Annotated in this window: 13 protein-coding genes; 4 read left to right on the forward strand and 9 right to left on the reverse strand. The window is 73.7% G+C overall.

Annotation, left to right across the window (positions count from 1 at the left end):
• Window positions 1-71: 71 nt before the first annotated feature.
• From KSE_RS15300 to KSE_RS15320, 5 genes are all read right to left on the reverse strand, one after another.
• On the reverse strand, window positions 72-1,709 hold the full coding sequence (locus KSE_RS15300; protein WP_014136224.1) for a serine/threonine-protein kinase: 1,638 nt from the start codon (window positions 1,707-1,709) through the stop codon (window positions 72-74).
• Between the two features lie 246 nt (window positions 1,710-1,955).
• Window positions 1,956-3,074: a GuaB3 family IMP dehydrogenase-related protein gene (locus KSE_RS15305; RefSeq protein WP_014136225.1), complete on the reverse strand. Its 1,119-nt coding sequence runs from the start codon at window positions 3,072-3,074 to the stop codon at window positions 1,956-1,958.
• 184 nt (window positions 3,075-3,258) lie between these two features.
• Window positions 3,259-4,761, reverse strand: a complete 1,503-nt coding sequence (gene guaB, locus KSE_RS15310) for an IMP dehydrogenase (protein ID WP_014136226.1) — start codon at window positions 4,759-4,761, stop codon at window positions 3,259-3,261.
• Between the two features lie 294 nt (window positions 4,762-5,055).
• Window positions 5,056-5,778 carry an RNA polymerase sigma factor ShbA gene (shbA, locus tag KSE_RS15315; RefSeq protein WP_014136227.1) on the reverse strand — a complete coding sequence of 241 codons (723 nt, stop codon included), beginning with the start codon at window positions 5,776-5,778 and terminating at the stop codon, window positions 5,056-5,058.
• 195 nt (window positions 5,779-5,973) lie between these two features.
• The gene (locus tag KSE_RS15320; RefSeq protein WP_014136228.1) at window positions 5,974-6,585 is read right to left on the reverse strand and encodes a response regulator transcription factor; all 612 of its coding nucleotides are present in this window, start codon (window positions 6,583-6,585) and stop codon (window positions 5,974-5,976) included.
• Window positions 6,586-7,118: 533 nt separating this feature from the next.
• Here KSE_RS15320 and KSE_RS15325 point away from each other — a divergent pair.
• Window positions 7,119-7,445, forward strand: coding sequence for a WhiB family transcriptional regulator (locus KSE_RS15325; protein ID WP_014136229.1), 327 nt, complete (start codon window positions 7,119-7,121; stop codon window positions 7,443-7,445).
• Between the two features lie 151 nt (window positions 7,446-7,596).
• On the opposite strand, the gene KSE_RS15330 is transcribed toward KSE_RS15325, so the two are convergent.
• The 3 genes from KSE_RS15330 to groES all read right to left on the reverse strand — a co-directional run bounded on the left by KSE_RS15330 (window position 7,597) and on the right by groES (window position 10,811).
• Window positions 7,597-8,598, reverse strand: coding sequence for a LysR family transcriptional regulator (locus KSE_RS15330; protein ID WP_014136230.1), 1,002 nt, complete (start codon window positions 8,596-8,598; stop codon window positions 7,597-7,599).
• Window positions 8,599-8,756: 158 nt separating this feature from the next.
• Entirely contained in the window at window positions 8,757-10,391 is a 1,635-nt protein-coding gene (gene groL / locus KSE_RS15335) for a chaperonin GroEL (protein WP_014136231.1), read from the reverse strand.
• A 114-nt stretch (window positions 10,392-10,505) separates the two neighbouring features.
• Entirely contained in the window at window positions 10,506-10,811 is a 306-nt protein-coding gene (gene groES, locus KSE_RS15340; RefSeq protein ID WP_014136232.1) for a co-chaperone GroES, read from the reverse strand.
• 290 nt (window positions 10,812-11,101) lie between these two features.
• On the opposite strand from groES, the gene KSE_RS15345 reads away from it, so the two are divergent.
• The 3 genes from KSE_RS15345 (at window position 11,102) to KSE_RS15355 (ending at window position 13,046) form a co-directional block, all read left to right on the forward strand.
• Window positions 11,102-11,425, forward strand: a complete 324-nt coding sequence (locus KSE_RS15345) for a hypothetical protein (RefSeq protein WP_014136233.1) — start codon at window positions 11,102-11,104, stop codon at window positions 11,423-11,425.
• Between the two features lie 68 nt (window positions 11,426-11,493).
• Window positions 11,494-11,835 carry a hypothetical protein gene (locus KSE_RS15350; RefSeq protein WP_014136234.1) on the forward strand — a complete coding sequence of 114 codons (342 nt, stop codon included), beginning with the start codon at window positions 11,494-11,496 and terminating at the stop codon, window positions 11,833-11,835.
• A gap of 29 nt (window positions 11,836-11,864) precedes the next feature.
• On the forward strand, window positions 11,865-13,046 hold the full coding sequence (locus KSE_RS15355; RefSeq protein ID WP_014136235.1) for a class I SAM-dependent methyltransferase: 1,182 nt from the start codon (window positions 11,865-11,867) through the stop codon (window positions 13,044-13,046).
• On the opposite strand, the gene KSE_RS15360 is transcribed toward KSE_RS15355, so the two are convergent.
• A complete protein-coding gene (locus KSE_RS15360; protein WP_014136236.1) occupies window positions 13,022-13,921 on the reverse strand; it encodes a polysaccharide deacetylase family protein in 900 nt (299 codons plus the stop codon). The two genes, KSE_RS15355 and KSE_RS15360, sit on opposite strands and share 25 nt — an antisense overlap.
• Between the last annotated feature and the right edge of the window lie 21 nt (window positions 13,922-13,942).

The following is a 13,942-nucleotide window of genomic DNA, read 5'->3' on the forward strand; positions in this document are numbered from 1 at the left end:
CGGCCGCCCCCGCCACCGCCCGGTACGCGCTTTCCCGCCCCGGCGTGGGGCGTTGCGGCCCGCCCGCCCGGCTACGGCGCGGGCTGGAAGCTCTCGAAGGAGATCCGCCGGGCCAGCGAGCCGTCCGCCGCCGACCAGGACTCCTCGGGCATGGTCCAGTAGATCGCGTACCCGTACGTGCCGCCGCCGGTGACGAACCCGCGGTTGAGCGAGTGCAGCAGGGTGCCGGTCTTGCCGGTGTAGGTCCACTCCCAGTCGGCGGCGTTGGCCCAGTCCCGGTAGGCGACGGACTCGACCCTGACCTTGCGGTAGTTGGTCATCTTGGCGTTGCGGTCGGACTCCTGCCAGTCCTTCAGCGCGCTGTCGCCGGCGGGCGACTGCCAGTCGATGACCAGGCGCAGGCCGCGGCCCTCGAAGCGGCGGCTGGTGGCGCGGTAGTCCTGTCCCTGGTTGGCCAGCCAGTCGGGCAGCGTGATGCTGAACCCGGACGGGTCCTTGTAGACGGTGTAGCCGGGCGGGGTCTGCCCGGGTGAGAGCGCCGGCGACGGCGCGGCCGACTCGCCAGGGGTCGCGGACGCCGACGCCGGGGCCGAGGCCGGGGCGGAGAGCGGTGCGCCGGTGGGGTCGGCCGGCCCGGAGAGCGCCGCGTCGGCCGAGCCGCCGCCGTCCGGCTCCTTCCCCTCCGGCCAGAACACCACCAGCGCGGCGACCAGCGCCAGCACGGCGAGCACCGCCCCGCCGACCAGCGCTCCGCGCCGCCGGTCCCGCCCGGCGGGCCGCTCGGCGGGCGGCGTCTCGACGGTCGCCGCCGCGGCCGGCCCCGGGGCGGGCACCGGCGGCGGCGCCGGCACGGTGAGCGTCTCGTCCTCGGGCAGCGGCTTCCCGGCGGCGATCAGTTCGAGCAGCGGGCGGGCCGTGTCGGCGTCCATCCGCCGGTCGGGGTCCTTCTCCAGCAGGCCCTCGATGACGGGGCGCAGCGGTCCGGCGTTGCGCGGCACCGGCAGCGGTTCGGTCATCACGGCGGTGAGGGTGGCCAGCGCGTCGCCGCGGTCGTACGGCGGGACGCCCTCGACCATCGCGTACAGCGTGCCGCCCAGCGACCACAGGTCGGACGGCGGCCCGGGGAGCCTGCCGCGGGCGCGTTCGGGGGCGATGTAGGAGGGGGCGCCGACCAGCATGCCGGTGGAGGTGATGGCGGTGTCGCCCTCGACGCTGGCGATGCCGAAGTCGGTGAGCACGGTCCGCCCGTCCTCGCCGATCAGCACGTTGGACGGTTTGACGTCCCGGTGCAGCACGCCCTGGCGGTGCGCGGCGCCGAGCACGCCGAGCAGGTCGAGCGCGACGGCGGCGGCCCGCCGGGGGGTGAGCGGGCCGTCCTCGCCGACCACGTCGGACAGCGAGCGGCCGGCCACCAGCTCCATCACGATCCACGGCCGGTCGTCCTCCTCGACGACGTCGTAGACGGTGACGGCCGCGGTGTGCCGGATCCGGGCGGCGGCCTTGGCCTCGCGCCGGGTGCGGGCGACCAGCCGGTGCCGCTCGATCTCGTCGACGGTGCCGGTCATCCGGAGTTCCTTGACCGCGACGATCCGGCCCAGCAGTTCGTCCTCGGCCCGCCAGACGGTGCCCATGCCGCCGCGCCCGAGCACCTCGCCGAGCCGGTAGCGGTCCGCCAGCAGGCGTCCGGAGGGTTCCTGCGGCTGCGTCATCGGTGCGCTCTCCCCATGTGTCGCGGGCCTCGGCGGGCGCTCCCGGCCGTGACCTGACGGCGTGTCGGACCGCCGGGGGCGGCGGTCGCGCGCCGGAGCGCCCATCATCTCATCCCCGCCCGGGCCCGCTCCGGCCGCCCGTCCCCCGGCCGACCGGGCGGTGACGCCCGGGTGGACGGACGGCGCAGGGCCCCCGCCGGTCGCGGCGGGGGCCCTGTGGGGCGCTGACGGGGGTTCAGCGGGGCGTCACCGGCCGGGGTTGACCGTGACCTCGACCCGCTGGAACTCCTTGAGCTCGGTGTAGCCGGTGGTGGCCATCGCCCGGCGCAGCGCGCCGAACAGGTTCATCGTGCCGTCGGGGGTGTGCGACGGGCCGGCCAGGATCTGCTCGGTGGTGCCGACGGTGCCCAGGTGGACCCGCTTGCCGCGCGGCAGCTCCTCGTGGACGGCCTCCATGCCCCAGTGGTAGCCCTGGCCGGGCGCGTCGGTGGCGCGGGCCAGCGCGGCGCCGATCATCACCGCGTCCGCGCCGCAGGCGACGGCCTTCGGGATGTCGCCGCTGTAGCCGACGCCGCCGTCCGCGATGACGTGCACGTACCGGCCGCCGGACTCGTCCATGTAGTCGCGGCGGGCGGCCGCGACGTCCGCGACGGCGGTCGCCATCGGGACCTGGATGCCCAGCACGCCCCGGGTGGTGTGCGCGGCGCCGCCGCCGAAGCCGACCAGCACGCCGGCCGCGCCGGTCCGCATCAGGTGCAGCGCGGCGGTGTAGGTCGCGCAGCCGCCGACGATCACCGGGACGTCGAGCTCGTAGATGAACTGCTTGAGGTTGAGCGGCTCGGCCGCGCCGGAGACGTGCTCCGCCGAGACGGTGGTGCCGCGGATGACGAACACGTCGACGCCGGCGTCCACCACGGCCTTGGAGAACTCGGCGGTGCGCTGCGGCGAGAGCGCCGCGGCGGTCACGACGCCGGAGTCACGGACCTCCTTGATCCGCTCCTTGATCAGCTCGGCCTTGATCGGCTCCGCGTAGACCTCCTGCAGGCGCCGGGTGGCGGCCGCCTCGTCGGGGATCGCGGCGATCTCCTCCAGCAGCGGGCGCGGGTCCTCGTACCGCGTCCACAGGCCCTCCAGGTTCAGCACGCCCAGGCCGCCCAGCTGCCCGATCGCGATCGCCTGCTGCGGCGACACCACGCTGTCCATCGGCGCCGCCAGGAACGGCAGTTCGAACCGGTAGGCGTCGATCTGCCACGCGATCGAGACCTCCTTCGGGTCACGCGTACGGCGGCTGGGGACGACGGCGATGTCGTCGAAGGAGTACGCCCGGCGGCCGCGCTTGCCTCGCCCGATCTCGATCTCAGTCACTTCGAGCCCTTCTGCTGCTTTCCATCTCCCGACCGGGTCCCCCCGGCCGCGCCCCCAAGTATCCCGCACTCGCCCCACCAGCCCCGACAGGGGCGCGGACGACCGGCTCGGGACAGCGGAAATCCGCCCGGACGGCGATCGCTCGCGGTCCGGACGGATCCGGGTGGAACGGGGCGGGACGGGGTCAGCGCGCGTTGTAGTTCGGCGCCTCGACGGTCATCTGGATGTCGTGCGGGTGGCTCTCCTTGAGGCCCGCCGAGGTGATCCGGACGAACCGGCCCTTGGTCTGCATCTCCTCGATGCTGGCCGCGCCCACGTAGCCCATGGTCTGGCGCAGGCCGCCGACCAGCTGGAACAGCACGGCGGAGAGCGGGCCGCGGTAGGGCACCTGGCCCTCGATGCCCTCGGCGATCAGCTTCTCGTCCGAGGAGACCTCGGCCTGGAAGTAGCGGTCCTTGGAGAAGGACTTCGCCTGGCCGCGGGTCTGCATGGCGCCCAGCGAGCCCATGCCGCGGTACGACTTGAACTGCTTGCCGTTGATGAACAGCAGCTCGCCGGGCGACTCCTCGCAGCCGGCCAGCAGCGAGCCGAGCATCACGGTGTCGGCGCCGGCGCACAGCGCCTTGCCGATGTCGCCGGAGTACTGCAGGCCGCCGTCGCCGATGATCGGGACGCCCGCGTCCTGGCAGGCCTGGGCGGCCTCGTAGATCGCGGTGACCTGCGGGACGCCGACGCCGGCGACCACCCGGGTGGTGCAGATCGAGCCGGGGCCGACGCCGACCTTCACACCGTCCACGCCCGCGTCCAGCAGCGCCCGGGCGCCGTCCCGGGTGGCGACGTTGCCGCCGACCACGTCGACCGGCACGGCGGCCTTGATCTTGGAGATCCAGGACAGCGCGTTGTGCGAGTGCCCGTGCGAGGTGTCGACGACCAGGAAGTCCACGCCCGCGCCGACCAGCGCCTGGGCGCGGTCGAAGGCCTCGGCGGAGGCGCCGACGGCGGCACCCACCAGCAGCCGGCCCTCGGAGTCCTTGGCGGCGTTCGGGTACTTCTCCGCCTTGACGAAGTCCTTGACGGTGATCAGGCCCTTGATCCGGCCCTCGTCGTCGACCAGCGGCAGCTTCTCGATCTTGTGGCGGCGGAGCAGCGCGACCGCGTCCTCGCCGGAGATGCCGACCTTGCCGGTGATCAGCGGCATCGGGGTCATGATGTCGCCGACCTTGCGGCTGCGGTCGGTCTCGAAGGCCATGTCGCGGTTGGTGACGATGCCCAGCAGCTTGCCCTCGGGGGTCGCCACCGGCACGCCGGAGATCCGGAACCGGGCGCACAGCGCGTCGGCCTCGGCCAGCGTCGCCTCCGGGCCGACCGTGATCGGGTCGGTGACCATGCCGGACTCGGAGCGCTTCACCAGGTCGACCTGGTTGACCTGGTCCTCGATCGAGAGGTTGCGGTGCAGGACGCCGACGCCGCCCTGGCGGGCCATCGCGATCGCCATCCGCGACTCGGTGACCTTGTCCATCGCGGCCGACAGCAGCGGGATGTTGACCCGCACGTTCCGGGAGATCCGCGAGGAGGTGTCGACCTGGTTGGGCAGCACCTCGGAAGCCCCGGGCAGCAGCAGGACGTCGTCGTACGTGAGTCCGAGCATCGCGAACTTCTCGGGTACGCCGGCGGCGTTGTAAGACATGGGGAACCTTCCGTGGCGGGCCGTCGTTCTGCGCACGGGCGCCCGGCTGTCATCGGCCGCCAAGACGCCCGGTGCTCTGGAGGAACCTCCAAGGGAACCCCGCGCGCACCGGAGAAACTTTGGCGACCCGACCAGGCGCCGATACCCCATGGTACTGGTGACGCGGGGTAGGTCGTCGCGCCCTCTTGACAACACCCGGCCGCGCGCGCTTCTTCCGCGCCGGTCCACGCGCGTCCAACAGCGCGAACGCCGGCGGACGGCGGTGCGCGGAGAGCGGACGCGCCCGACCAGCGCTCAGCCGGTCTCCTCCGCGAGCGCCCGCAGCCGCGACAGCGCCCGGTGCTGGGCGACCCGGACCGCGCCCGGCGACATCCCGAGCACCTCGCCGGTCTCCTCCGCCGACAGCCCGTCGGCGACCCGCAGCAGCACCAGCTCGCGCTGCCGGGCCGGCAGGTAGGACAGCAGTTCCTTGATCCACTCGGCGTCGCTGGAGAGCAGCGCCCGCTCCTCGGGGCCCAGCGAGTCGTCCGGCGTCTCCGGCAGGTCGTCCGGCGGGATCACCGTCGAACCGGGCCCGCGCATCGCGGCCCGCTGCAGGTCGGCGATCTTGTGCGCGGCGATGCCGTACACGAAGGCCTCGAACGGGCGGCCGGTGTCCCGGTAGCGGGGCAGCGCGCAGAGCACCGCGACGCAGACCTCCTGCGCCACGTCGTCCACGTGGTGCCGGGCCCCGCCGGGCAGCCGCACCAGCCGGCCGCGGCAGTACCGCAGCGCCAGCGGCAGCACGTAGCCGAGCAGCGCCTCGATCGCCGGACCGTCGCCGCGGACCGCCGCCGCGACCAGCTCGGCCACCTCAGGCGACGTGCCGGTGCCGAGCACGGGCGGGCGGACCGGCGCCCCCGGCGGGCCGTCCGGGCCGGTCGCCCGGGCGTCCGGTGCCGACGACGGATCGGCAGCCGCACCCTCGGGGGCGGGCTGCACCGGGTCGGGCCCGGCGGCCTCCTCGTCGTCACGCATCGGTCCATGGTGCCTGGTCGGGCCGGAAAACGCGGCACCGCGTCCGGACTTGTGCATCGGAACGTTATCCGTCGCCGCGTGCACCGTGCCGCCTCCCCTGCCTGTCCGCTGGTCCCCGAGGTGCTCCACTACTCCATGGTGCAGCCTCGGGACCACAACGTCACACGTCCGAGCGAGCGCAGTTCTCGCGTCCGCTCAGCGGACCAGGCCCCAACGGAAGCCCAGCGCCACCGCGTGCGCGCGGTCCGAGGCGCCCAACTTCTTGAACAGGCGCCTGGCGTGCGTCTTCACCGTGTCCTCGGACAGGAACAGCTCGCGGCCGATCTCGGCGTTGGAACGGCCGTGGCTCATCCCCTCCAGCACCTGGATCTCACGGGCCGTCAGGGTCGGCGCGGCGCCCATGTCCGGGCTGCGGAGCCGGCGCGGCGCCAGGCGCCAGGTCGGGTCGGCCAGCGCCTGGGTGACGGTGGCCCGCAGCTCGGCGCGCGAGGCGTCCTTGTGCAGGTAGCCGCGGGCCCCGGCGGCGACCGCGAGGGCCACGCCGTCCAGGTCCTCGGCGACGGTGAGCATGATGATCCGGGCGCCCGGGTCGGCCGACAGCAGCCGGCGAACCGTCTCCACCCCGCCGAGGCCGGGCATCCGGACGTCCATCAGAACGAGATCGGAACGGTCGGCCACCCAGCGGCGGAGGACCTCCTCACCGTTCGTCGCAGTGGTCACCCGGTCCACGCCGGGCACGGTCGCCACCGCGCGCCGAAGCGCCTCCCGGGCGAGCGGGGAATCGTCGCAGACGAGTACGGATGTCATGGCCGTCGTCCTCCGCAGCTGATCCGCGTCACGTTGAGCCTCCTGGCTGGTACGAACCTCTCCGACACGGCCCGGCGCGGACCCGTCCCGATCGCCTCGCTGCGCGACCGTTCCCGAAGCCCTGCCCGCTGACCGCCTCCGTACATCCAACGACCGTCACTCGAATGAGTTACGGCTTCACGTCCATCTCCACCACTGTACGTGGCCGACCCATCACCACCGGGCCACCTCGCGGTGCACGCGCCGCACTTTTGTGCAGCTCGCGCGCGGTGCCCGCGCCGTGCGCGCCCTCCGGGGACGCTCCGCGCCCGGCCGGACACCCGATCGATGGAGCCTTCTGATTCAAACCTCTTGCCCCTTTTGTCCGTTTTTATAGCTTCTGTCAGGTCATTGACTGATTCGTCGCTATGTGGGTGACTTGTCCGTGTAGTCGGCGTAAGTCATATTTCCAGGTGTCCGTACCGGCTCCGTGCAGCCTCGCCGCAGTGACCGCGGCGGGCCCGCCGGGCCACGAGCCATGAAGGGAATGAGCCATGGCAGATTTCTCCCGCCTCCCCGGCCCCAACGCAGACCTCTGGGACTGGCAGCTCTCCGCCGCCTGCCGCGGTGTCGACAGCTCGCTGTTCTTCCACCCCGAGGGCGAGCGCGGCGCGGCCCGGACCTCCCGCGAGACGAGCGCCAAAGAGGTCTGCATGCGCTGCCCGGTCCGCGCCCAGTGCGCGACCCACGCCCTGGCCGTCCGCGAGCCCTACGGGGTCTGGGGCGGCATGACCGAGGACGAACGCGAGGAGCTGCTCGGCCGCTCCCGCAACCGGCTGGCCGAGGTCCCGCTGGCGATGCCGCAGACCATCCGGCGCTGACTCCCCCGTCCGCCCGGTCCGTCCCGTCCGTCCCGTCCGTTCACCCGCTCACCCGTTCGCCCCCGCCGCGGCCGTCCCGCCGCAGCGGCCCGCGCCTCCGGCCTCCCGGCCGCGTCGCCCGCCCGTCCCCGGCCGGCGCCGCGCCCCGCGGTCAGCGGGTGGCGGCCGACGCCGCGAGCTGGTCCAGCATCAGCGCCACCGCCGGAACCTCCGCGAGGTCCGGCAGGGTCAGCGCCACCACCTCGCGCCGGGCCGGCTCCCCCGAGGCCACCCGCACCGGCACCGCCGCCGCACCCGGGTGCCGCACCGACTCCAGCGCCAGCCCCGGCAGCACCGCGACCCCCAGGCCCGCGCCGACCAGGCCGACCACCGCCGGGTAGTCGTCGGTCGCGAACTCGATCGCCGGCGCGAAGCCCGCGTCGGCGCACAGCTCCACCAGGTGGCCCCGGCACTGCGGGCAGCCGGCGATCCACTGCTCCCCCGCCAGCTCCGCGAGGTCCACCGGGGCGTCCTCGCCGCGGCCCGCGAGCGGGTGCCCGGCCGGGACCAGGCCCACCAGCGGGTCGTCCAGCAGCGGGCGCACCACCAGTTCCGACCAGTCGTTCGCGGCCGCCGTCGCCGCCGCCTCCAGCGCGGCCTCGGCCCGCGCCTCGCGCAGCGTCGCGTGCGGGGAGGGCAGGCTCAGCCCGCCCTGCGAGTCCGGGTAGCGGAACGCCAGCGCGACCTCGCACTCGCCGCCGCGCAGCATCGCCAGCGCCTGGGTCGGCTCCGCCTCCACCAGCGAGATCCGCACCCCCGGGTGCGCCGCCCGCACCTGCGCCACCGAGCGCGGCACCAGCGTCGAGCTGGCCGTCGGGAACGAGACCAGCCGCACCCGCCCGGCCCGCAGCCCGGCGATCGCCGCGACCTCCTCCTCGGCGGCCGACAGCCCGGCGAGGATCCCGTCCGCGTGCCGCAGCAGGACCCGCCCGGCCTCGCTGAGCCGCGTCTCCCGCCCGGAGCGGACCACCAGCGGGGTGTCGACCGCCTTCTCCAGCGCCTTCATCTGCTGGCTCACCGCGGGCTGGGTGCACCCCAGTTCGCGCGCCGCGGCGGAGAACGACCCGGTCCGGGCGACGGCGTGCAGGACGCGGAGGTGGCGGGCTTCGATCACGCCGTCAACTGTACGGAACCCGCCGGACGCCCCGCGCACGCGAAAGGGCGCGAGGTCCCGGCGGTCCGGCCCCGCACCACGGAGGTGCGGGGCCGGCCGCGCGGGTTCCCCGCGCCCCTGCTCTCGCCTTCGCCGGCTAGCGGCTAGCGGCTAGCGCTTCAGTGGCTGTGGCCGTGGCCGCCGTGCGAGTGGCCGTGGCCCGCGGCCTCTTCCTCTTCCTTCTTCTCCACCACGAGGGTCTCGGTGGTGAGCAGCAGGGAGGCGATCGAGGCGGCGTTCTCCAGCGCGGAGCGGGTGACCTTGACCGGGTCGATGACGCCGGCCTTGACCAGGTCGCCGTACTCGCCGGTGGCGGCGTTGTAGCCCTGGCCGGCCTCCAGCTCGGCGACCTTGGAGGTGATGACGTAGCCCTCCAGGCCGGCGTTCTGGGCGATCCAGCGCAGCGGCTCGGCGAGCGCCTTGCGGACGACGGCGACACCGGTCGCCTCGTCGCCGGAGAGGCCGAGGCCGCCCTCCAGGACCTTCGCGGCGTGGACGAGCGAGGCGCCGCCGCCGGCGACGATGCCCTCCTCGACCGCGGCGCGGGTCGCCGAGATGGCGTCCTCCAGGCGGTGCTTGCGCTCCTTGAGCTCGACCTCGGTGGCCGCGCCGACCTTGATCACGCAGACGCCGCCGGCCAGCTTGGCGAGGCGCTCCTGGAGCTTCTCGCGGTCCCAGTCGGAGTCGGTGTTGGCGATCTCGGCCTTGATCTGGGCCACGCGGCCGGCGACCTCGGCGGAGTCGCCGGCACCGTCGACGACGATGGTCTCGTCCTTGGTGACGGTGATCCGGCGGGCGGTGCCGAGCACGTCCAGGCCGACCTGGTCGAGCTTGAGGCCGATCTCCTCGGAGACGACCTGGCCGCCGGTGAGGGTGGCGATGTCGCCGAGGATCGCCTTGCGGCGGTCGCCGAAGCCGGGGGCCTTGACCGCGACCGCGTTGAAGGTGCCGCGGATCTTGTTGACCACCAGGGTGGAGAGGGCCTCGCCGTCGACGTCCTCGGCGATGATCAGCAGCGGGCGGGAGGCGCCGGCCTGCAGGACCTTCTCCAGCAGCGGCAGGAGCTCCTGGATGGAGGAGATCTTGCCCTGGGTGATCAGGACGTACGGGTCCTCCAGGACGGCTTCCTGGCGCTCCGCGTCGGTGACGAAGTACGGCGACAGGTAGCCCTTGTCGAACTGCATGCCCTCGGTGAACTCGAGCTCGACGCCGAAGGTGTTGGACTCCTCGACGGTGATCACACCGTCCTTGCCGACCTTGTCGATCGCCTCGGCGATCAGCTCGCCGACCTGGGCGTCCTGGGCGGAGAGGGAGGCGACGGCGGCGATGTCGTCCTTGCCCTCGATCTCGCGGGCCACCGAGAGCAGGTGCTCGGAGACGGCGGCGACGGCCTTGTCGATGCCCTTCTTCAGGGCGGCCGGGCCGGCGCCCGCGGCGACGTTGCGCAGGCCCTCGTTGACCAGGGCCTGGGCCAGCACGGTGGCGGTGGTGGTGCCGTCGCCCGCGACGTCGTTGGTCTTGGTGGCGACCTCCTTGACCAGCTGCGCGCCGAGGTTCTCGTACGGGTCGTCGAGCTCGACCTCGCGGGCGATGGTCACACCGTCGTTGGTGATGGTCGGGGCGCCGAACTTCTTGTCGATGACGACGTTGCGGCCCTTGGGGCCGATGGTCACCTTGACGGTGTCGGCCAGCTTGTTGACACCGCGCTCCAGCGAGCGGCGGGCGTCCTCGTCGAACTGCAGGGTCTTCGCCATGGTCCCGTTTCCTCAGGGTTGGGTCTGCGTACGTGGAGCAACAACCGCGCCCCGGGCCCCTGTCGGTGCGACACGGATCCGGGGCGGGCTGGGACGTCTTACTGCGCGGACGTCTTACTTCTCGATGATCGCGAGGACGTCGCGGGCCGAGAGGACGAGGTACTCCTCGCCCTGGTACTTCACCTCGGTGCCGCCGTACTTCGAGTACAGGACGATGTCACCGACGGCGACGTCGAGCGGCAGACGCTGGCCGTCCTCGAAGCGGCCCGGTCCGACGGCCAGGACGACGCCCTCCTGAGGCTTCTCCTTGGCGGTGTCCGGGATCACCAGGCCGGAGGCGGTGGTGGTCTCGGCGTCGAGCGGCTGGACCACGATGCGGTCCTCGAGCGGCTTGATGGCAACCTTGCTGCTGGTGGTCACGTCCGAGCTCCCCTTCGGAGATTACGGGGTTGTCTATCAGGTAGGTGGCGATTTCCCGGGCCCGCCGTCGCGGGGGTCGGACACGTTTCATCGCGTTAGCACTCTCCCTGGGGGGAGTGCCAGAAACGACCTTAGAACGCCGTTAGCACTCAGTCAACCAGAGTGCCAACGCCGCCGTGTCGGATTCGCGCCCGACAGCCGCCGCACGCCCCCGGACGAGCCGCCGGACGGCCCGGGGATGAGCCCCCGTACTCAGGCGGCGCGCGCCCGGACCGGCCAGGATTCCGGGCATGACGAAGAACCCGCCCCCGGCCCCCCGCCAACTGGCGCACCTCGCGTGGATGCTGGCGCTGCTGCTGCCGCCCGCCTGGTTCGCGCCGCGCCTGGTGCTGGTGTCCTTCTTCGGGATGCTGGTCGATGCCGACCACCCGGTCGAGCACCTGGACCGGACGCTCTGGCTGACCGGCGCGGTGCTGCTGGGCTGCGTGCTGGTGCTGAGCGTCGGCACCGGGGTGGCCGCCGTCCGGCGGATGTGGATCACGCTGGCCGCGCTGTGGCCGGCCGCCGCCCTGGCGGCGGCCGGGTCGCTGGCCCCGCTCTTCCTCGGCCGCTGAGCACGGCCCCGCGCGGGTTGAGTACCAAGGCTCAGGCGGCGCGCCAACTCCCCTGCCAGCCTGGGGACATGACGAGGAACCGACGCCCGGCCGGCCGGGACGCGCTGCACGCGCTGTGGATGCTGGCGCTGGAGCTGCCGCTGCTGATCGCCTTCCCGTACCTGTTCATGGCCGTGATGATGGGCTTCGCGGTGGCGGACGACCCGACGATCGGCGGCCCGGACGGCCGGGCGGGCGCCGGGGTGGGGATGCTGGTGGTGGGCCTGCTGCTGCTGGCGCTGTGGGCGGGGGCGATCGTGCTGGGGGTGCGGGCGGCGGTCCGCCGGGGGTTCCGGATCGCGCCGGCGGTGCTGTCGGCCGGGCCCGGCCTGCTGGTGCTGGTGGCGCTGCTGACGCTGGTGCGGCACTGACCCCGGCCCCGAGCGGGGACAATGGCCGGGTGGAGATCGAGTCGTTCCGGGCGCTGCTGACCGAGCAGGGGCAGGCGCTGCTGGCCGAGTTGCGGGGGTTCACGGCGGCCGGGGAGCTGGCGCTGGCGACCAGGCTGCGGCGGGAGCACCCGGCGGAGCTGGTCCGGGCGGCGTTCGAGCAGGCCCGGCTGCGGCAGCGGGCGGAGGCGAAGTTCGGGGCGGACGCCGCCTCGATGTACTTCACCCGGGACGGGGTGGAGCAGGCGACCCGGCGCTCGGTGGCCGAGTGGCGGGCGGGCCGGTTCGCGGCGCTGGGGGTGCGGCGGCTGGCCGACCTGTGCTGCGGGATCGGCGGCGACGCGATCGCGCTGGCCCGGGCCGGGATCGCGGTGCTGGCGGTCGACCGGGACGAGCTGACCTGCGAGGTGGCCCGGGCGAACGCGGCGGCGCTGGGCGTGGCGAAGCTGGTGGAGGTCCGCCGGGCGGACGTCGCGGACGTCGACACCGCCGGTTTCGACGCGGTGTTCACCGACCCGGCCCGGCGCACCTCGCAGGGCCGGGTGTTCGACCCGGAGGCGTACTCGCCGCCGCTGTCCTGGGCGGTGGAGGCGGCCCGCGGCGCCCGGTTCGGCGCGCTGAAGGTGGCGCCCGGCATCCCGCACGAGCTGGTGCCGGAGGGCGCCGAGGCGGAGTGGGTGTCGGACCGGGGCGAGGTGAAGGAGGCGGTGCTGTGGTTCGGCACGGCCGCCGCCGAGCCGTACCGGGCGACGCTGCTGCCGGGCCCGCACTCGCTCTCCGGCGGCGCGCTGCCCGCCCCGCCGGTGGGCCCGGTGGGGCGCTACCTGTACGAGCCGGACGGCGCGGTGATCCGGGGCCGGATGGTGGCCGAGGTGGTGACGGCGGTGGACGGGCGGCTGATCGACCCGATGATCGCGTACGTCACCTCGGACGTGCTGCGGCCGACGCCGTACGCGCAGGCGTACGAGCTGACCGACGTGCTGCCGTTCCAGGTGAAGCGGTTGAAGGCGCTGGTGAAGGAGCGCCGGATCGGCACCGTGGTGATCAAGAAGCGCGGGGTGTCCTCGGTCGTCCCGGAGGAGCTGCGGCGGCAGCTGAAGCCGGCCGGGCCGAACGCGGTGACGGTGATCGTGGCCCGCACCGCGGCCGGCCCGCTGATGATGCTGGGTCAGCCGGCCGGCCTGGCGATGTAGTCGTCGAGGCGGGCGACCGCGAAGCCCTGCTCCTGGATCCGGTTGAGCAGTTCGCCGAACATCTCGGTCATCTTCTCGCCCTTGAGCTCGGACGGGCCGCGGAAGTGGGCGAGGATGATGTCGCCGTTGCGGAGCTTCTTGTCGGCGGCCTGGTACTGCATGTCGTGGATCTGCATGGACTCCCGCCACAGCACCACGGCGCGCGGCCCGCACTCCTGGACGGCGGTGTTCAGCGCCGGGGTGTTGGCGCCGTCGCCGAAGGGCGGGCGGAACAGGTACGGCGCGGTGCCGTACTGCTCGGTGAGGGCGGCCTGGTCGTCGCAGACCTGCGCCTTCTGCTGGGCGGCGGGGATCCTGCTCATCTGCGGGTGGCTGACGGTGTGGTTCTGGATGCTGTTGCCGAGCGCCTGCAGCGGCTTGAAGTAGCCGTAGTCGGCCTTGATCACGTCCTTGGTCAGGAACATCGTGATCGGCACCTTGAGGTCGGTGAGCATCCGGACGAACTCGGGGTCCTTCTCGGCGCCGTCGTCGATGGTGATGAACACGACCTTGTCGGCGGTCGGGACCTCGCTGAACACCGGCACCGTCCCGGTCTTCGCCAGCTTGATCGGCCGGTCGGCGGGCGGCGCGGGCGCCTTGGGCAGCGGCTTGAGGCCCCACTTCGCCCAGGCGGCCGCGGGCACGGTGTCCTGGGCGGGCGCGCTCGCGCTCGCGCTGCTGCCGCCGCCGGACGGGGCGGCGGCCGGCGCGGAGCCGGTGAGCGGCGCGGCGGACACCGGCGGCCGGTCCGCCGGCCCCCCGGAGCCGCAGCCGCTCGCCGCCAGCAGCACCGCGAGCGCGCCCGCCCCGTACCCGATCCGTCCCCGCACGCCCACCGGTGCCCCCGATTGCCTCTA

It is taken from the genome of Kitasatospora setae KM-6054, from assembly GCF_000269985.1.
Lineage (GTDB): Bacteria > Actinomycetota > Actinomycetes > Streptomycetales > Streptomycetaceae > Kitasatospora > Kitasatospora setae.

Bases quoted from the DNA above. Each gene is read 5' to 3' on its own strand.
- shbA (WP_014136227.1), bottom strand. From the start codon at position 5,778: ATGCGTGACGACGAGGAGGCCGCCGGGCCCGACCCGGTGCAGCCCGCC.
- KSE_RS15320 (WP_014136228.1), bottom strand. From the start codon at position 6,585: ATGACATCCGTACTCGTCTGCGACGATTCCCCGCTCGCCCGGGAGGCG.
- guaB (WP_014136226.1), bottom strand. From the start codon at position 4,761: ATGTCTTACAACGCCGCCGGCGTACCCGAGAAGTTCGCGATGCTCGGA.
- KSE_RS15345 (WP_014136233.1), top strand. From the start codon at position 11,102: ATGACGAAGAACCCGCCCCCGGCCCCCCGCCAACTGGCGCACCTCGCG.
- KSE_RS15325 (WP_014136229.1), top strand. From the start codon at position 7,119: ATGGCAGATTTCTCCCGCCTCCCCGGCCCCAACGCAGACCTCTGGGAC.
- KSE_RS15300 (WP_014136224.1), bottom strand. From the start codon at position 1,709: ATGACGCAGCCGCAGGAACCCTCCGGACGCCTGCTGGCGGACCGCTAC.
- KSE_RS15350 (WP_014136234.1), top strand. From the start codon at position 11,494: ATGACGAGGAACCGACGCCCGGCCGGCCGGGACGCGCTGCACGCGCTG.
- groL (WP_014136231.1), bottom strand. From the start codon at position 10,391: ATGGCGAAGACCCTGCAGTTCGACGAGGACGCCCGCCGCTCGCTGGAG.